15 protein-coding genes are annotated in these 17111 nt (G+C 64.2%); 1 reads left to right on the top strand and 14 read right to left on the bottom strand.

The annotated features are described in order from the left end of the window. Window positions 1-15 precede the first annotated feature (15 nt). On the top strand, window positions 16-1239 hold the full coding sequence (locus AC07X6_RS01130; protein WP_494789797.1) for a M24 family metallopeptidase: 1224 nt from the start codon (window positions 16-18) through the stop codon (window positions 1237-1239). A gap of 107 nt (window positions 1240-1346) precedes the next feature. On the opposite strand, the gene AC07X6_RS01125 is transcribed toward AC07X6_RS01130, so the two are convergent. The 14 genes from AC07X6_RS01125 to paaH all read right to left on the bottom strand — a co-directional run bounded on the left by AC07X6_RS01125 (window position 1347) and on the right by paaH (window position 17111). Next, entirely contained in the window at window positions 1347-2918 is a 1572-nt protein-coding gene (locus AC07X6_RS01125) for a methyl-accepting chemotaxis protein (RefSeq protein ID WP_494789796.1), read from the bottom strand. Between the two features lie 59 nt (window positions 2919-2977). After that, window positions 2978-3382, bottom strand: a complete 405-nt coding sequence (locus AC07X6_RS01120; RefSeq protein ID WP_494789795.1) for a type 2 periplasmic-binding domain-containing protein — start codon at window positions 3380-3382, stop codon at window positions 2978-2980. A gap of 10 nt (window positions 3383-3392) precedes the next feature. Further along, window positions 3393-4655: a hypothetical protein gene (locus AC07X6_RS01115; RefSeq protein ID WP_494789794.1), complete on the bottom strand. Its 1263-nt coding sequence runs from the start codon at window positions 4653-4655 to the stop codon at window positions 3393-3395. Between the two features lie 392 nt (window positions 4656-5047). Beyond that, entirely contained in the window at window positions 5048-7099 is a 2052-nt protein-coding gene (gene paaZ, locus AC07X6_RS01110) for a phenylacetic acid degradation bifunctional protein PaaZ (RefSeq protein ID WP_494789793.1), read from the bottom strand. 23 nt (window positions 7100-7122) lie between these two features. Further along, window positions 7123-7737, bottom strand: coding sequence for a phenylacetic acid degradation protein PaaY (gene paaY, locus AC07X6_RS01105; RefSeq protein WP_046684302.1), 615 nt, complete (start codon window positions 7735-7737; stop codon window positions 7123-7125). A 104-nt stretch (window positions 7738-7841) separates the two neighbouring features. Then, window positions 7842-8573, bottom strand: a complete 732-nt coding sequence (locus AC07X6_RS01100; RefSeq protein WP_494789887.1) for an ABC transporter ATP-binding protein — start codon at window positions 8571-8573, stop codon at window positions 7842-7844. Then, the gene (locus tag AC07X6_RS01095; RefSeq protein ID WP_230538973.1) at window positions 8573-9328 is read right to left on the bottom strand and encodes an ABC transporter ATP-binding protein; all 756 of its coding nucleotides are present in this window, start codon (window positions 9326-9328) and stop codon (window positions 8573-8575) included. Before AC07X6_RS01095 ends, AC07X6_RS01100 begins: the two co-directional genes overlap by 1 nt. A 1-nt stretch (window position 9329) precedes the next feature. Then, window positions 9330-10313, bottom strand: coding sequence for a branched-chain amino acid ABC transporter permease (locus AC07X6_RS01090; protein ID WP_494789792.1), 984 nt, complete (start codon window positions 10311-10313; stop codon window positions 9330-9332). After that, a complete protein-coding gene (locus AC07X6_RS01085) occupies window positions 10310-11188 on the bottom strand; it encodes a branched-chain amino acid ABC transporter permease (protein ID WP_494789791.1) in 879 nt (292 codons plus the stop codon). The genes AC07X6_RS01090 and AC07X6_RS01085 overlap by 4 nt, the downstream gene beginning before the upstream one ends. Before the next feature lie 72 nt (window positions 11189-11260). Then, window positions 11261-12412 (bottom strand): ABC transporter substrate-binding protein, encoded by a 1152-nt coding sequence (locus AC07X6_RS01080; RefSeq protein WP_494789790.1) that lies wholly within the window; start codon window positions 12410-12412, stop codon window positions 11261-11263. An 84-nt stretch (window positions 12413-12496) separates the two neighbouring features. Continuing rightward, window positions 12497-13702, bottom strand: coding sequence for a 3-oxoadipyl-CoA thiolase (pcaF, locus tag AC07X6_RS01075; RefSeq protein ID WP_494789789.1), 1206 nt, complete (start codon window positions 13700-13702; stop codon window positions 12497-12499). Window positions 13703-13724: 22 nt separating this feature from the next. Next, window positions 13725-15053 (bottom strand): phenylacetate--CoA ligase PaaK, encoded by a 1329-nt coding sequence (gene paaK, locus AC07X6_RS01070; protein ID WP_494789886.1) that lies wholly within the window; start codon window positions 15051-15053, stop codon window positions 13725-13727. A 47-nt stretch (window positions 15054-15100) separates the two neighbouring features. Continuing rightward, the gene (paaI, locus tag AC07X6_RS01065) at window positions 15101-15553 is read right to left on the bottom strand and encodes a hydroxyphenylacetyl-CoA thioesterase PaaI (protein WP_494789788.1); all 453 of its coding nucleotides are present in this window, start codon (window positions 15551-15553) and stop codon (window positions 15101-15103) included. Then, the gene (gene paaH / locus AC07X6_RS01060) at window positions 15546-17111 is read right to left on the bottom strand and encodes a 3-hydroxyacyl-CoA dehydrogenase PaaH (protein ID WP_494789787.1); all 1566 of its coding nucleotides are present in this window, start codon (window positions 17109-17111) and stop codon (window positions 15546-15548) included. The genes paaI and paaH overlap by 8 nt, the downstream gene beginning before the upstream one ends.

Raw genomic sequence — 17111 nt, 5'->3', positions numbered from 1 at the left:
AACAAAGGAGCAGGCATGAGCATAGGTGGCACTTCCATCGAACAGGCATTGGCATCGCTGTCGGACATGACGGGCGGCATGGTCGCCATCGGCAAGGACGAACATGCGCAACGCATCGCCAGGGCGCAGGACTTCATGCGCGAACAGGGCATCGCCGCGATCTACCTGAACGCGGGCGCCAACCTCACCTATTTCACGGGCACCAAATGGTATGCCAGCGAACGCATGGTGGGCGCCATCCTGCCGGCCAGCGGCGAGATCGAATACATCGCCCCCGCCTTCGAGGAAAGCACCTTGACGGGCTTCATGCTCGTCGAGGGCAAGGTCAATTGCTGGGAAGAGCATGAAAGCCCGTACCAGCTGTTCGTCGACGTGCTGGCGCGCATGGGAATCGCCCAGGACGCGAATCAACCGCCGCGCGTGGGCATCTGCGAAAGCGCCGCCTTCTTCATCTACGACGGCATCAAGCCGCTGGCCCCCGGCTACGCGCTGGAAAACGCGCGCACCGTCACGGCGTACTGCCGCAGCAGAAAATCACAGGCGGAAATCGCCCTGATGCAGCGCGTGATGGACATGACCCTGGCCGTGCACGTGGCCACGGCCAGCATGCTGTACGAGGGCATCACGACGGTGGAAGTGGAAGAATTCATCCAGCGCGCGCACCGCAAGGTGGGCGCGCCCCGCTCGTATTTTTGCATCGTGCTGTTCGGCGAAGCGACCGCCTATCCGCATGGCGTCAACTACGTGCAAACCCTGAAGGCAGGCGACACGGTGCTGATCGACACGGGCTGCCAAGTGATGAACTACATCTCCGACATCACGCGCACCTACGTGTTTGGCGCCATCAGCGCGCGCCAGCGCAGCGTATGGAACAGCGAAAAGGCGGCGCAAGCCGCGGCGTTTGCCGCCGCCCGGCTGGGCGTGCCCTGCGGCGACGTGGACCGCGCCGCGCGCGTTTCGCTGGAAGCGGACGGCTACGGCCCCGGCTACAAGCTGCCGGGCCTGCCGCACCGCACGGGCCACGGCATCGGCCTCGACATCCACGAATGGCCTTACCTGGTGGGCAACGACACAACGCCGCTCGACGTGGGCATGTGCTTCTCGAACGAGCCGATGATCTGCATCCCCGGCGAATTCGGCATCCGCCACGAAGACCATTTCTACATGACGCAAGACGGTCCGCGCTGGTTCACGCAGCCGGCGCACAGCATCGACGATCCGTTCGGTTTGCGCGCGTAAGCCGGCGCTCCTGTGTTGGATTACGCTGCGCTAATCCAACCTACGCAGCCAATGCCCGGTAGGTCGGATTAGCGGTGCCGCCGAGGCGCATGGCGCGTAATCCGACATCACCGCAACGCCAGGTAGGTCGGATTAGCGCGCAGCGCGTAATCCGACACACCCCCCTGCGCCAGCTTGAACACGGCCAGCGCCGTACCCAGCTGCACGGCCTGTTCCTGCAACGATTCGGCCGCCGCCGACGCTTCTTCCACCAACGCGGAATTCTGTTGCGTCATCTGGTCCATGCTGCCGATGGCCACGCCGATGTCCCCGATGCCGGCGCTTTGCGCCTGGCTGGCAGCACTGATTTCGGCCATGATATCGGCCACTTTTTTCACAGAGTCAACGATCTGGCCCATGGTCAGTCCCGCCTCATCGACCAGCTTCGAACCCACGTTGACCTTGGCCACCGAATCGCCGATCAATTGCTTGATTTCTCGCGCCGCAGCCGCGCTGCGCTGCGCCAGGTTGCGCACTTCGGACGCCACCACGGCAAAGCCGCGTCCCTGTTCGCCGGCGCGCGCCGCTTCCACGGCCGCATTCAAGGCCAGGATATTCGTCTGAAAAGCGATGCCGTCGATGACGCCAATGATGTCGACGATGCGTTTCGATGAATCGTTGATCTCGCCCATGGTGGTGACCACCTGGCTGACAACTTGCCCGCCCTTCACGGCAACCGACGATGCCGACACCACCAATTCATGCGCCTGGCCCGCGTTGGCGGCGTTGTCGCGCACGGTGGAGGTCAGGCTGTCCATGCTGCGCGCCGTCTGGTCCAGGCTGCCCGCCTGCGATTCCGTGCGCGCGGCCAGGTCTGCATTGCCCTGGGCGATTTCGGCGCTGGCCACCTGGATGGTTTCTGCCGACGCCTTGATGTCGGAAACCATGCCGCCAAGCTTGGCGCGCATGTCCTTCAGCGCCGCCAGCAAGCTGGTCTGGTCGCCCGCCTCGGTCACGATATGCATCGAGAGGTCGCCATCGGCCACGGCGCGCGCGATCTGGCGCGCATATTCGGGTTCGCCGCCCAGCTGCTGCCAGATGGCACGCACGACGAAGTGCGACACGGCCACCAGGCAGACGATGACGGCCAGCGCCACGGCGATGCTGGTATTGAGCGCATTGCGCACGTTGGCCGCGCTGCGTTCTATGCCCTGCCTGAACTGCGATTGCGCCTGTTCATTGGTCTTTGCCAGGTCGGCATTGAGTACCGCCAGCGCGCCCTGCATGCGTGCCACTGTCGCTTGCGGGTCGCCCTCTTCCATTTCCAGCATGATGCGCGCCGCGCTCAGCGCCGGCGCATAGTATGCGTCGAACTCCCTGGCCAGGCGCGCGCCCTGCTCGCGCTGGCCGGGGATCGCCGCAAAGTCGCCCAGCCTGGCACGCAACTTGACTGCCTGGCCGCCGACTTGCCCGATGCGTTCCTTGTCGCCTTCGCTGACGGCATCGCGCAGGGCGTCGCCGACGGCGGCCACGTCCAGGGTCAGCGACTTGGCCAGGTCGAGCACGGGATAGTCGGCGCTTTCCGTGGCGTGGATGGAATTGAGCGTGGCCGTGGACAGATAGGCGCTGACGGCCAGCCCCAGCCCGAAAATCACTGCCGAGATGACAGGCAGCGCCCATATCTTGCGTTTGATGCTCATTGCTGTCTCCTGATGGTATGTGTACCAGGCCGCCGCATGGCGTGCGGCCCGGGCAGGCTTTATGGCGCCGTCAGCACCACTTTCACGCTGGCGTCGACGGCGCTCTTTTCGATATAGCCGATGGCTTTCGGATCGGCCGCCACGGCCTTCTTCACGTCGGCGCTATTGGCCACTTCCTTCGGCAAGGTGGCCTTGCCCGTGAAGACCAGCTTGGACCACAGGGCCTTCGCCTGCGACGGTTCCTTGTCCGTCACCTTTTTGTAGAACTCGGCACGCACGGGGGCGCTTTCCGGCTGGTCGATCGGCGTCATGGCCGTCGATTTACCGAGGAAAAACTGCGCCACCTGTTCATTCGTCATCGCGCCGGCAGCGCTCTTGGCATTGACGACCACAACCACTTCGGCCATGGCGGGAACGGCGGTCGACAGCGCCAGCAAGGCAGCCGCAAAAATAAAGGGTTTCATGCGGAGCTCCTCAGAAAACGAAATCGATGGCGGCGGCAGCCACCGTAACGGGGCCATGGAAACCCGGCTTGGCTTGCACGAACAGGCCCGGGCCATTCTTCGGCTTGATGCGGTCGATCTGCACCTTCAAGGCGGCAGAACGGTGGAAGTCCCAGCGCACGCCGATGCTGTCCGTCGATTGTTCGAGCTGGTTACGCATGGTGGCCAGGGTGTCGACGCCGGCCGACAGGGCGCGCAGGGTCGGCGTGCAGGCGGCCGGATAGCCGGCAGGGCAGGATGCGGGCACGGTGTTGTTCACGCGGCCATCGGCCTTCAGGCTGGCGTGGCTGTAGTAGGGCAGGAAGGCACCGATGCGGTAGCCGCCCATCACGTACCACGAGGTGCTGTCGCTGACATAGCTGTCCGTCTTGCGCTTCGCATATTCGGACTGCAGCAGCACATTGTTCCAGTCCAGGCCCAGGCCCACGGAAGTGAACGACGCCTTCTTGTCCTTGACTTCTAGCGCATCGGCCAGGGCCCCCAGCTGGGCGATCCTGTAGCCGCTGCCGGCCGCGCGCAGGCTGCCCATCAGGGTGTTCAGGCTCGGCGAATCGTTGATCGTCAGCTTGGTCTCGGCCCGGCCGAAGCGCACGGTGACGGGGCCATGTTCGGCTACCACGTTCAGGGCGACGATGGACTTGCCTTCCACCTGCACGGTCGAAGCGGGCCCCGTAGCCAGGGTGGCCTTGGTACGGCCCAGCGCCAGCTGCGTGGTGATGCTGGTATCGCCCGCGCTGAACTGGTAGGTCCCGTCGATGCCGTCGATGCTGTTCAGCGGTACCTGCGAATACATTTCGCCCGGCGGACGCAGCATGGTGTTGGCATAGCCCACGTTGCGGTAATCGGAAATCATGAAGACGGGCAGGCCCATGCGGCCGACGCGCACGCTGAAGCTGTCCGATACCTTGGCCTTGGCGAAGGCCCACGCCAGTTCGGCGCCGACATCATCCTCGCCATCCTTTCGCGCCAGGCCCTGCACGGTGGCCGACAGCCACGGGTTGACGGTGACATTGGCTTGCAATCCCAGGTTGGAATCGACGCCCGTGCGGGCGGTGCGGCCGGCACCGGCAGCCTGGTTCGGGCGCGCGAACTGCGCGTTGTCCGTATCGGCCATGGTCAGGGCGGCCGTGCCGTAACCGCTGATCTTGACCGCGGGGCCAACGGCCTCTTCGGCATAGGCATGGCTGATGGCCAGGGGCATGGCCATCAGGAAAAGCAGGACGTGTTTATTCATAGTAATTAAATACCCGTAGCGGTGAACGTTAATCGTGGAATGGGACTCGAGGTCGATGGCTCACCGGCCGTAACAGGCCGGGTCCGTTTTTTTCGCGCCGCCATCGCCTTTGAGGCCTGCATGGCGTGTGACCAGTGAGTAAAACCATGCTACATAGAAAAGGTTTTACGTTGGAAAGTTTTCTTGCGGCAATGAGCGAATTCGCCGCTTTTGATGAAAAAAGCACGCGTTCTAGAGGGGTTTATCTAAATAGCACGCTGTGCAAAACCACACTTAGCCTATATTTTTCATACACTTATGGATAATTCAAGACGAAAAGAATCCGGATAAAAAAAAGCCACCCGCGCGATGATCGCGGGCGGCGCCGATGCAGGCAGTCTTGCGTCTGAAGCTTATTCGCGCTTGGACACCAGGGTCAGGATGTCGTAGCTGGCCACCAATTCCTCGTTCTGATTGGTCACCTGCACGTCCCAAGCGACCACGCCCTGTCCCACGCCAAATACGTCCTTGCGGTTGCGGTCGACCTTGCGCTTGCACGTCAGGCGCGCGCGTATGGTGTCGCCGATGGCGACGGGAGCGACGAAGCGCAGGTTGTCCAGACCGTAGTTGGCCAGCACGGGACCGACGCCGGGCGAGACGAACAGGCCGGCGGCGGCCGACAGCACGAAGTAGCCGTGGGCGATGCGCTTGCCGAACTGCGATTCCTTCGCGGCGATTTCATCGAAGTGCATGTAGAAGAAATCGCCCGAGATGCCGCCGAAGGCGACGATGTCCGCTTCGCTGACGGTGCGGCGGTGCGTGAGCAGCGAGTCGCCCGTCTTCAAGTCCTCGAAGTGCTTGCGGAACGGGTGGATCGGGCTTTCGTTGACGTCCGCGCCGCGCACGTATTCACCGGTGATCGCCGCCAGCATGGTCGGCGAGCCTTGCACGGCCGCCCGTTGCAGGTAATGGCGCACGGCGCGCACGCCGCCCAGTTCCTCGCCGCCGCCCGCGCGGCCAGGGCCGCCGTGCTTCAGTTGCGGCAAGGGCGAGCCGTGACCCGTCGAGTCGACGGAGGCCACGCGCTCGAGCACGTGCACGCGGCCATGCGTGGCCGCCACCTGCGGCACCACGCGCGCGGCGATCTTCGGATCGCGCGTCACCAGGGTGCTCACCAGGCTGCCCTTGCCGCGCGCGGCCAGGGCCAGCGCTTCATCGATATCCTTGTAACCCATCATGGTGCTGACGGGGCCGAACGCTTCCACGTCATGCACGGCATCGTTGCCGAAGGCATCGCGGCACAGCAGCAAGGTCGGCGAGAAGAAGCTGCCGTCCTGCGCGCCTTCGCCGAGCGGATTGAATCCGGCGCCCGCACCGAACACCACTTCATTATCCTGCGACAGGGTGGCAACCCGTTCGGCCACGTCATTTTGCTGCTCTTTCGACGCCAGCGCGCCCATGCGCACGCCGTCGATGGACGGGTCGCCCACCACCACCTTGGCCAGGCGCTCGCGCAGGCGCGTGCCGACGGCGTCCATCAGGTGCTCGGGCACGATGATGCGGCGGATCGCCGTGCACTTCTGGCCCGACTTGCCCGTCATCTCGCGCACGACTTCCTTGACGAACAGGTCGAATTCCACGTCGTCTGGCGTGACGTCCGGCGCCAGGATGGCGCAATTGAGCGAATCGGCTTCGCCGTTGAAGGGCACGGACTGGGCGATCAGATTCGGATTGGTGCGCAGCTTGGCGGCCGTGGCCGCCGATCCCGTGAAGGTGACGAAATCCTGGCCATTCAAGCGATCCAGCAAGTCGCCCGTGGAACCAATCACCAATTGCAGGCTGCCGGCCGGCAGCAAGCCCGATTCGTGCATCATGCGCACGACGGCCTGCGTCAGATAGCTCGTCGCCGTGGCCGGCTTGGCAATGCAGGGCATGGCCGCCAGGAAGCTTGGCGCGAATTTTTCCAGCAAGCCCCAGATGGGGAAGTTAAAGGCGTTGATGTGCACGGCCAGGCCGCCGCGCGGCACCAGGATATGCGTGCCGGCGAAACCGCCCTTCTTGCCCAGCGCGATGGCCGGGCCTTCGTGCAGCACGTTCGACGACGGCAGCTCGTTGCTGCCCATGCTGGCGTAGGCGAACAGGGTGCCCGTGCCGCCTTCGATGTCGACCCAGCTGTCGGCGCGCGTGGCACCCGACAGATGCGAAATCGCATACAGTTCTTCCTTGCGCTCGACCAGGTACAGGGCCAACGCCTTCAGGCGCGCGGCGCGCTGCTGGAAGTCCAGCGCCATCAGGCCCGGCACGCCCGTCTTGCGCGCATACGTGACGGCTTCGTCGAAGTCGATCTTTTCCGCATGCGTGTGATAGATCACGCGGTTGTTCAAGGCGCTGTGCAGGGGCACGGCGGCGCTTTCGCCCAGCCAGCGGCCGGCGATCAGGCTTTGCAGGGTGGATATGTGAGCCATGTGGTTTACTCCTATGTAGGTTTTTACTGCGCCGCAGCGTTCTTGTGCAAATGCAGCGGCAAGGCCGATTCGAAATTGAGACGCTGGCGGTTAGCCTCGACTTGCGTCAGGGCTTCCACTTCGCGCATCGTTTGCATCGAGCGCACGGCCAGTTCGTGGTACTGGCCCGTGCCCGAGCTTTTCCATTTGATTTCATCGTCGGTCAGCGCGCGGATGATCTTGGCGGGCGTGCCGACCACCATGCTGCGCGGCGCGACGATCATGCCCGCCTTGACGAAACTCATGGCGGCGACGATGGATTCCTCGCCGATGACGGCGTTATCCATCACCACGGCGTTCATGCCGACGAGCGCGTTGCGGCCGATGCGGCAGCCGTGCAGGACGGCGCCATGGCCGATATGGCCGTCGACTTCGACCACCGTGTCGCAGCCGGGGAAACCGTGCATGACGCAGGTATCCTGCAGGTTCGCGCCCTCTTCCAGGATCAATCGGCCGAAATCGCCGCGGATCGAGGCCAGCGGGCCGATATAGCAGCGCGGGCCGACGATCACGTCGCCGATCAGCACGGCCGACGGGTGCACATAGGCGCTGGGGTGGACGACGGGGGTGACGCCGTTGATTTCGTAGACTTTGACCATGTTGCTCTCCTATTCATGCATTGGGGTGACGCTTCCCTGCCCCCCAAACCTTGTACTGCCGGGGTCGGCCCCTCAGGGTCCGACCCCAGTATTTGCCTTTCGGGTTACATACCCAGGTACGCGCTTTGTACCTGCTCGTTATGCAGCAATTCGGGACCGGGACCGGACAGCGTGATGGCGCCCGTCTCGATCACATAGCCCACATCGGCGATCGACAAGGCCGCGTGCGCGTTCTGCTCGACGAGGAAGATGGTGATGCCCTGGTCGCGCAGATCGGCCACGATGCGGAAGATTTCCGCGATCAGGAGCGGCGCCAGGCCCATGCTCGGTTCATCGAGCAGCAGCAGTTGCGGGCGGCCCATCAGCGCGCGCGCCATGGCCAGCATCTGCTGCTGCCCACCGGACAGCGTGCCGGCCAGCAGCAGGCGCTTTTCCTTCAGGATCGGGAATAGGCCGTACATGCGCTCCATGTCGCCGGCCACGTCCTGCGCCGGACGCGTAAAGGCACCCAGGCGCAGATTGTCTTCCACCGTCATGGGGCCGAACACTTGCCGCCCTTCCGGCACCTGGCAGATGCCGCTGCGCACGCGCTTGTCGGCGCTCATGCGGCTGACATCCTGGCCGGCGAAGGCGATGCTGCCGGCGCTGATCGGCTGCACGCCGGAAATCGCCCGCAGCAGGGTCGTCTTGCCGGCGCCATTCGCGCCCACCAGCGCCACCAGTTGGCCCTGGCGCACTTGCAGGTCGATGCCGTGCAGGGCCTGGATGCGGCCGTAATGGCTGGTCAGGCCGGCGATATCGAGCACCAGCGGTGTCTGAGGTTTTTCCATCTTCATCATGCCGCCACTCCCAGGTATGCCGCCACCACGTCGGGATTGGCGCGCACTTCGGCGGCGGTCCCTTCGGCCAGCTTCTTGCCATAGTCGAGCACCAGGATATGGTCCGACAAATTCATCACCAGTTTCATGTCATGCTCGACCAGCACCACCGTCACGCCCGATTGCGCCACCTTGCGGATCAGGACTTCGATCTCGCCCGTTTCCGTGTGGTTCAAGCCCGCCGCCGGTTCGTCGAGCAGCAGCACCTTCGGCTTGGCCGCCAGCGCGCGGGCGATTTCCAGGCGCTTTAACGCGCCATACGACATCTGCCCCGCCTCGTCATCGATATGCCGGCCCACGCCGACAAACTCCATCAGGCCCGCCGCCTCGTCGCGGCAAGCCGCATCGGCGCGGCGCACGGACGGCAAACGCAGCATGGAGGCGAACAGGTTCTGGTTCAGGCGCAGGTGCGCGCCCACCATCACATTGTCGATGGCCGTCATGTTCATGCACACCTGCAGGTTCTGGAAGGTGCGGCTCATGCCGCGCCGCGCCAGCGCATCGGGCGGCATGGCGGCCACGTTCTCGCCATTGAGCAGGATCTCGCCCTTGGTCGGCGTGTAGACACCGGTGATCAGGTTGAACAGGGTCGTCTTGCCGGCGCCGTTCGGCCCGATCACGGAGTGGATATTGCCTTCCTTGACGGTGAAGCTCACGTCCTGCACCGCGTGCACGCCGCCGAAGCTCTTGCTCAGATTATTAATCGTCAGCATCTCACACCTCCTGCTCAGCTTTGACGGGCGCCTTCGGCGTGGCGGCCCGCTTGCGCGAACGGCTGGCCAGGCTCGGCACCAACCCCTTGGGCATAAAGATCATGGTGGCCATCAGGATCACGCCGAACACCACCGTTTCCCAGCCTTCAAAACTGGACAGCAATTGCGGCAGGATCGTCAGCAGCGCTGCGCCGATGATGGAACCGAAGATCGACGCCATGCCGCCCACCACCACCATCGTCACCAGCTCGATCGAGTGGAAGAAACCGGCCAGGTTGGGCGTGATGAAACCGATGTAATGGGCACTGATGCTGCCCGCGATGCTGGCGATGACGGCCGACAGCACGAACACGCGCACCTTGAAGCGCGTCGTATCGACGCCGACCACGCGGGCCGCCACTTCCGAGCCGTGGATGGCCTGCAGCGCGCGGCCGACGGGCGAATCGATCAGGTTCAGGGCCAGCCACGTCACCAGCAACAGCAGCACGGCGCACACCAGGTACCACGATTTTTCACCGGAGATTTCCAGGCCGGCGACACTGAAGGCGGCGACGCCGATGCCGTCCGGGCCACCGGTCCATTGCGTCTCATTGTTGATGACGATGGAAATGATGATGCCCAGGCCCAGGGTCGCCATGGCCAGGGTATGGCCCTTGAGCTTCAAGACGGGACGCGCCAGCAGCAGCGCCAGCAAGCCCGTGGCGACGGCGCCGGCGGCCAGGGCAGCCAGCGGCGGCCAGCCATAGTGCGTGGTCAGCACGGCCGACGCATACGCGCCCAGGCCATAGAAACCCGCGTGACCGAGGCTGATCTGGCCCGTATAGCCCATCAAGAGGTTCAGGCCGATGACGACGATGGCGTTGAGGGCGATGCGGATCGCCACGTCATAGTAAAACGCGTTGCTGAGGAACAGGGGCAGGATGGCCAGCACCAGGGCCAGCAACAACAGGCCACCGTGACGCGAGCGGGTAAGGAAATTCTTCATACACGCTCCGAATTTTTAGCGCCAAACAAGCCTTGCGGCAGGAAGAACAGGATCAATAAAATCAGCACGAAAGGCACGGCATCCTTGTAGGCCGACGAGATGTAGCCGGCCGTCATGGCTTCGGCGATGCCGAGGATCAGGCCACCGGCAATCGCGCCCGCGCCGCCGCCCAGGCCACCCAATACGGCGGCGACAAAGCCTTTCAGGCCCAGCATGATGCCCGCGTCATGGGACGTGTACGTGATCGGTGCGACGAGGATGCCGCCCGCCGCGCCCAGCAGAGCCGACAGGCCGAACGAGAACAGCAGCACCTTGCGCGTGTTGATGCCCACCAGTTGCGCGGCCAGCTTGTTGTGCGAGGTGGCCAGCATGGCCTTGCCCATCAGCGTGCGGCCGAAGAACCAGCCCAGCACCAGCACGATGACGACCGTCACGCCCAGCACCCACAGGCTTTGCGGCAGCAGGCTGGCGCCCAAAAATTCGATCGGCGCGTCGCCGGAAAAGGCCGGCAGCGAGTGCGTATCCTTGCCCAGCCAGATTTGCACGAGGCCGCGCAGCACCAGCGAGGCGCCGATGGTGATGATCAAGAGGGTGATGACCTGCGCGTTCTGCGCCGGTTCGATCACGGTTTTTTCCATCAGCAGGCCAACGATGCCGGTGGCGACGACGGCCAGGATGATGGCCAGCGGCAGCGGCACGCCGGCGGCCGACATCACGGCGGCCAGCATCCCGCCCAGCATGATGAATTCGCCCTGGGCGAAATTGATCACGCCGCTGGTGTTGTAGATGATGGTAAAGCCCAGCGCCGCCAGCGCGTAGGCGGAACCGACCGTCATCCCGGAATACAGAAATTGTAGAAATTGAGCGACTTCCATGGTGTCTCCATTATGTTCGGCTATGCGCGGGCCGTCTTCAAGGGCGGCCTCGCGCAGGTACTCTGGCTTACATCACTTCGACAATTGCCATTCGCCGTTCTTCACTTGCACCATGCGGAAAGCCGACAGATCCAGGCCCATGTGGTCCTTGGCCGACATGTTGAAGACACCCGTGGTGCCGACAAAACCCTTGGTCTGCTCCAGCGCCGTGCGCACTTTTTCGCGATCCGTGCCGCCGGCGCGCTTGATGGCGTCCACCGACAGGTTCAGGGCGTCGAGCGCATAGCCGCCGAAGGTCGACGGGTCGATCTTGTAGCGCTCTTTATACGTCTTGTCGTAGCCGACGACGACGGCCTTTTGCGCGTCGCTGTCGGGCAGCATGGCGCCGATCAAGAGGGCCGGCGTCGGCAGGCGCACGCCTTCGGCAGCCTTGCCCGACAGCTTCAGGTATTCGTCCGACGCCACGCCATGCGACTGGTACAGCGGCAGCGCGGCCATGCCCAGCTGGCCGTAGTTCTTGGTCACCACGGCCGGGCCCTGGCCCAGGCCGAAGACGAAGACGGCCTGCACGCCAGCCGTATTCTTGATGCGCGTGAGCTGCGCCGTGATATCCGTGTCTTTCGGACCGTAGGTTTCATCGGCCACCAGCGTGATGCCGTATTTCGAGGCGACGATCTGCGATTCCTTGCGGCCCGAGGCGCCGAAGCCGCTCGTTTCCGACAGCAGGCCCACCTTGCTGATGCCGCGCTTCTTCATGTCCTCGAACACCTTCTCGGCCGCCATGCGGTCCGTATGCGGCGTCTTGAAGACCCACTTCTTGACCGGATCGATGATGACCACGGCACCGGCCAGCGAAATGAACGGCATGCTGGCGCGCTCCACCAGCGGCGCCATCGCCATCGTCGCGCCCGTGGTGGTGCCGCCGATCAGCACGTCGACCTTGTCCGACTCGATCAGGCGCTTGGTAAAACCGTTGGCCTTGGCCGCATCGCTGCCATCGTCGTAGTGCACCAGTTCCAGCTTGCGTCCCAGGACGCCGCCGGCCGCATTGATTTTCTCGATGTACAGCTGCAGGGTTTTCAGTTCCGGGTCGCCCAGGAAGGCGGCCGGACCCGTGACGGACAGCACGGAACCGATCTTGATGTTGTCGGCCGCGTACGCACCCGCGGCAGTCATGGCCAGCACGCCGGCGATCAGGGTTTTCTTGAAGATATTGGCAATCATTGTGGTCTCCACCAGGTTGGCACTACGGTCAATTATGGTTGGCGCTTTTTTGCAAGCCAGCGCCTTTTTTGTTGTTTTACTTTTTTATACGCGTTCAATGACGACAGCAATACCCTGTCCCACGCCGATGCACATGGTGCACAGCGCATAGCGCCCGCCCGTGCGTTCCAGCTGGTTCAGCGCGGCCATCACCAGGCGCGCGCCCGATGCGCCCAGCGGATGGCCGATGGCAATCGCGCCGCCATTCGGGTTCACGTGGGCCGCATCGTCGGTCAGGCCCAGGTCGCGCGTGACGGCCAGCGCCTGCGCCGCAAACGCTTCATTGAGTTCGATAACGTCCATCTGCCCGATGGTGAGTCCCGTCTGCGCCAGCACCTTGCGCGACGCCGGAGACGGACCGAAGCCCATGATGCGCGGCGCCAGGCCGGCCGTGGCCATGCCCAGCACCTTTGCGCGGGGCGTCAATTTGTATTTATCGACGGCGGCGGCGGACGCCAGCAGGATGGCGCAGGCGCCGTCGTTCAAGCCCGAGGCATTACCGGCCGTGACGCTGCCGTCCGGCTTGACTACGCCCTTGAGCTTTGCCAGCATCTCGATCGAGGTATCCGGACGCGGATGTTCATCCATCGTCACCATCTTCGGCTCGCCCTTTTTTTGCGGCACGGCGACGGGCACGATTTCGCGATCGAACACGCCAGCCGCGTTGGCGGCGGCCCAGCGCTGCTGGCTGCGCAAGGCCAGCGCGTCCTGGTCGGCGCGGCTGATGCCAAATTCCACGGCCACGTTTTCCGCCGTTTCCGGCATGGTGTCGATGCCGTACTGCGTTTTCATCTTGCCGTTGACGAAACGCCAGCCCAGGGTCGTGTCTTCGATTTTTGCCGCGCGCGAAAACGCGCTGTCGGCCTTGCCCATCACGAACGGTGCGCGCGTCATGCTTTCCACGCCGCCGGCGATGATCAGCTCCGCCTCGCCCGCCTTGATGGAGCGGGCAGCGAGACCCACGGCGTCCAGGCTGGAGCCGCACAGGCGGTTGATGGTGTTGGCCGGCACGGCGGCAGGCAAGCCGGCCAGCAGCGCGGCCATGCGGCCCACGTTGCGGTTGTCCTCGCCCGCCTGGTTGGCGCAACCGTAGAACACGTCGTCGATGGCGGACCAGTCGACGGACGGGTTACGGGCGATCAGCGCGGCAATCGGCAGCGCACCCAGATCGTCGGCGCGCACGCTGGATAGTGCACCGCCGTAGCGGCCGAAAGGTGTGCGCACGGCGTCACAGATAAAGGCTTCGTTCATGTTTGCTTCCTTGTTCGGGCTATCAGGAGAAAATCTTCGGGCGCTGGTCGACCACGCGGCGGGCCTTGCCCGTCAGCGTGCGTTCGATGCCGGCAGCGGCCACCAGGCGCACGCGCGTGCTCACGCCCACGTGCGTCTTGATGCGGTGTTCCAGCTCGCGCGCCAGCGCGTCCGTTTCGCTGGCCGAGATGGTGGCCGTCAGGTCGATGCGCAGCTCGGCGATCACTTCGAGCTTGTCGAGGTGGCCGTCGCGCGTGACCACCAGCTGGTATTGCGGCGCCAGCTTCGGCATTTTGAGGATCAGCTCTTCGATCTGGGTGGGGAAGACGTTTACGCCGCGGATGATCAGCATGTCGTCCGAGCGGCCCGTGATCTTGCCGATGCGGCGCATGGAGCGCGAGGTGGGCGGCAGCAAGCGGGTCAGGTCGCGCGTGCGGTAGCGGATGACAGGCAGCGCTTCCTTCGACAGCGAGGTGAAGACCAGTTCGCCCTCCTCGCCATCCGGCAGCACTTCGCCCGTTTCGGGATCGATGATCTCGGGATAAAAATGGTCTTCCCAGATGACGGGACCATCCTTGCTTTCGATGCATTCTGACGCCACGCCAGGCCCCATCACTTCGGACAGGCCATAGATGTCGACGGCGTCGATGCCGGCGCGCGCCTCGATTTCCGAACGCATGGCGTCCGTCCACGGTTCCGCGCCGAAGATGCCCACCTTCAGCGACGATTCGGCCGGGTCCAGGCCCTGGCGCGTGAACTCCTCGATGATGTTGAGCATGTAGGACGGCGTGACCATGATGATCGATGGCTTGAAATCCTGGATCAACTGCACTTGCTTTTCCGTCTGCCCGCCGGACATCGGGATAACCGTGCAGCCCAGGCGCTCGGCGCCGTAGTGCGCGCCCAGGCCGCCCGTGAACAGGCCGTAGCCGTAGGAGATATGCACCATGTCGCCCGCGCGGCCGCCGCCGGCGCGGATCGAGCGCGCCACCACGTTGGCCCAGGTATCGATGTCGTTCTGCGTGTAGCCAACCACCGTGGCCTTGCCCGTGGTGCCGCTGGACGCGTGGATGCGCACCACTTGCTCGCGCGGCACGGCGAACAGGCCAAACGGGTAATTGTCGCGCAAGACTTTTTTATCGGTGAACGGGAATTTCGACAGGTCGGCCAGGGACTTCAGGTCGTCCGGATGCACACCCGCTTCGTCAAAAGCGGCGCGGTAATGGGGCACGTTGTCATACGCGTGCTTGAGCGTCCATTTCATGCGTTCGAGCTGCAGCGCCTGCAGTTCATCCTTGCTGGCGCGTTCGATCGGCTCGAGGTCATTCGGGGCGGGAATTCGTTGGACCATCATTGTCTCCTGTTTAATTCTTTAACTGTTCAATCGGTACTGGCAGTTCAAGCCTGCTCTTGTATGACTTCGCCCGCCACGCGGATCGACTTGCCGCGGAAGAGCGCGATGGCGCGGCCTTCCTGGTTGCTGACCTTGACGTCATAGACGCCGCTCTTGCCGGCCAGCGCCTGCTCGACGGCGTGCGCCGTCAGCACGTCGCCTTCACGGCCCGGTGCCAGGTAGTCGATGGTGCAGCCGGCGCCCACGGTGTTCATGTTGTAGCTGTTGCAGGCGAAGGCGAAGGCGCTGTCGGCCAGGGCGAAGATAAAGCCGCCATGGCAGGTCTGGTGGCCATTGAGCATGTCTGCGCGCACCGTCATCGTCATGCGCGCATGGCCGGGGCCCACGTCGGCCAGGGCGATGCCCATGGCAGCGGTGGCGTTATCGCGCGACAGCATGGAGGCGGCGGCCGTTTCGGCCAAGGCCTGGGCAGCGTGGATAGGGTGTTCCTTATGCATGAAACTGGGCTCCATTGGCGAGTTTGCGGCGCAGCAGCGGCGAGACCCGGTAGCGGTCTTCGCCATAGCCTTGCGCCAGGTGGTGCAGCACGGTCACGATCTGTTGAACGCCGACCGCATCGGCCCAGGCCAGCGGTCCACGCGGGTAATTGACGCCCTTCTGCATGGCGATATCGACGGCATCCGCCGTGCACACGCCCTGGTTGACGGCGTCGGCCGCCTCGTTGGCCAGCATGGCGACCGTGCGCATGACGGCCAGGCCAGGCACGTCGTCCAGGCGCGTGACGGTGAAACCGGCCGCCTGGAACAGGCCGACGACGGCCGCATAGGCCTCGTCGCTGCACTGGTCGGCACGGGCCACGGCGATGCGCTTTGCACCGGCGTAATCGAGCGCCAGGTCGAACAGCACCGTGTCCGGATGCTGGTTGTCGTGCGCGCGCTGGGTGGCGCTGCGGCCATCGGTCAGATAAATCGCGGCGCCATGGCAATGCAGGGCCGGCGCTTCGTCGTGTGTCTGGCCTTCCTGCGTCACGCGGCGGCTGACCGTGATGCCAGCCTGCTCCAGCCGCTGCACCAGGCTGCGAATGACGCCGCTGTGGCCACGTCCATCGCCGCCGACGGCCGCCGACAGGGCGACGAATTCCGGCTTCGGCTGCGGGGCTTCCGCCTGCGCGACAGGGGCAGCCGCGCCTTCGCCATACTGATAAAAACCACGGCCCGATTTGCGACCCAGGAAACCGGCGTTGACCATTTCCTGCTGCAGCACGGATGGCGTGAAGCGCGGGTCGTTGAAGTAGGCGCCGAACACGGATTGCGTGACGGAGAAATTCACGTCATGGCCGATCAGGTCCATCAATTCGAAGGGGCCCATGCGGAAACCGCCCGCTTCGCGCAGCACGGCATCGATAGTGGCGGGGTCGCCTGCCTGTTCATTGAGCAAACGCCAGCCTTCCGCATAAAACGGACGGGCGACACGGTTGACGATGAAGCCGGGCGTCGATTTCGCATGCACGGGATTTTTTCCCCAGGCGATAGACGTGTCGTAGACGGTGGCGGCAACCTGCTCGCTGGTGGCCAGGCCACTGATCACTTCCACCAGCGCCATCAGGGGCACGGGATTAAAGAAATGCATGCCGACCAGGCGTTCCGGGCGGCGCAGCTTGGCGGCGATGGCCGTGACGGAAATCGACGAGGTATTCGTCGCCAGGATGCAGTCGTCGCTGACCAGCGCTTCCAGTTCCGCGAACAGGCCGCGCTTGACGTCGAGATTTTCCACGATGGCCTCCACCACCAGGGATGCATCGCTCACATCGGCCAGGCTGCCGGCCGCCTGCAGGCGCGCCGTGGCGGCTGCCGCATCGTCAGCCGTCATGCGGCCCTTTTCGGCCAGCTTCGCATACATCTTGCCAATATCGAGCAAGGCCTTGCTGACGGCTTCTGCGCGCGTGTCGTACAGTTTGACGCGGTAACCGGCGGCGGCGGCCACCTGCGCGATGCCGGCGCCCATGGCGCCGCTGCCGATGACGGCGACGATACTGTTGTTGTCCAAAGCTGCCAT

The organism is Janthinobacterium sp. GW460-12-1-14-LB5 (genome assembly GCF_059423585.1).
The sequence above is the reverse complement of the archived record's forward strand: the minus strand, read 5'-3'. Positions and strand labels throughout refer to the sequence as shown.

Excerpts from the sequence above, each read along its gene's own strand:
- AC07X6_RS01080 (WP_494789790.1), bottom strand. The coding sequence starts at position 12,412 with ATGATTGCCAATATCTTCAAGAAAACCCTGATCGCCGGCGTGCTGGCC.
- paaY (WP_046684302.1), bottom strand. The coding sequence starts at position 7,737 with ATGGTCAAAGTCTACGAAATCAACGGCGTCACCCCCGTCGTCCACCCC.
- AC07X6_RS01120 (WP_494789795.1), bottom strand. The coding sequence starts at position 3,382 with ATGAAACCCTTTATTTTTGCGGCTGCCTTGCTGGCGCTGTCGACCGCC.
- AC07X6_RS01100 (WP_494789887.1), bottom strand. The coding sequence starts at position 8,573 with ATGAAGATGGAAAAACCTCAGACACCGCTGGTGCTCGATATCGCCGGC.
- AC07X6_RS01130 (WP_494789797.1), top strand. The coding sequence starts at position 16 with ATGAGCATAGGTGGCACTTCCATCGAACAGGCATTGGCATCGCTGTCG.
- AC07X6_RS01095 (WP_230538973.1), bottom strand. The coding sequence starts at position 9,328 with ATGCTGACGATTAATAATCTGAGCAAGAGCTTCGGCGGCGTGCACGCG.
- AC07X6_RS01090 (WP_494789792.1), bottom strand. The coding sequence starts at position 10,313 with ATGAAGAATTTCCTTACCCGCTCGCGTCACGGTGGCCTGTTGTTGCTG.
- pcaF (WP_494789789.1), bottom strand. The coding sequence starts at position 13,702 with ATGAACGAAGCCTTTATCTGTGACGCCGTGCGCACACCTTTCGGCCGC.
- AC07X6_RS01125 (WP_494789796.1), bottom strand. The coding sequence starts at position 2,918 with ATGAGCATCAAACGCAAGATATGGGCGCTGCCTGTCATCTCGGCAGTG.
- paaI (WP_494789788.1), bottom strand. The coding sequence starts at position 15,553 with ATGCATAAGGAACACCCTATCCACGCTGCCCAGGCCTTGGCCGAAACG.
- AC07X6_RS01115 (WP_494789794.1), bottom strand. The coding sequence starts at position 4,655 with ATGAATAAACACGTCCTGCTTTTCCTGATGGCCATGCCCCTGGCCATC.
- paaK (WP_494789886.1), bottom strand. The coding sequence starts at position 15,053 with ATGGTCCAACGAATTCCCGCCCCGAATGACCTCGAGCCGATCGAACGC.
- paaH (WP_494789787.1), bottom strand. The coding sequence starts at position 17,111 with ATGGCAGCTTTGGACAACAACAGTATCGTCGCCGTCATCGGCAGCGGC.
- paaZ (WP_494789793.1), bottom strand. The coding sequence starts at position 7,099 with ATGGCTCACATATCCACCCTGCAAAGCCTGATCGCCGGCCGCTGGCTG.
- AC07X6_RS01085 (WP_494789791.1), bottom strand. The coding sequence starts at position 11,188 with ATGGAAGTCGCTCAATTTCTACAATTTCTGTATTCCGGGATGACGGTC.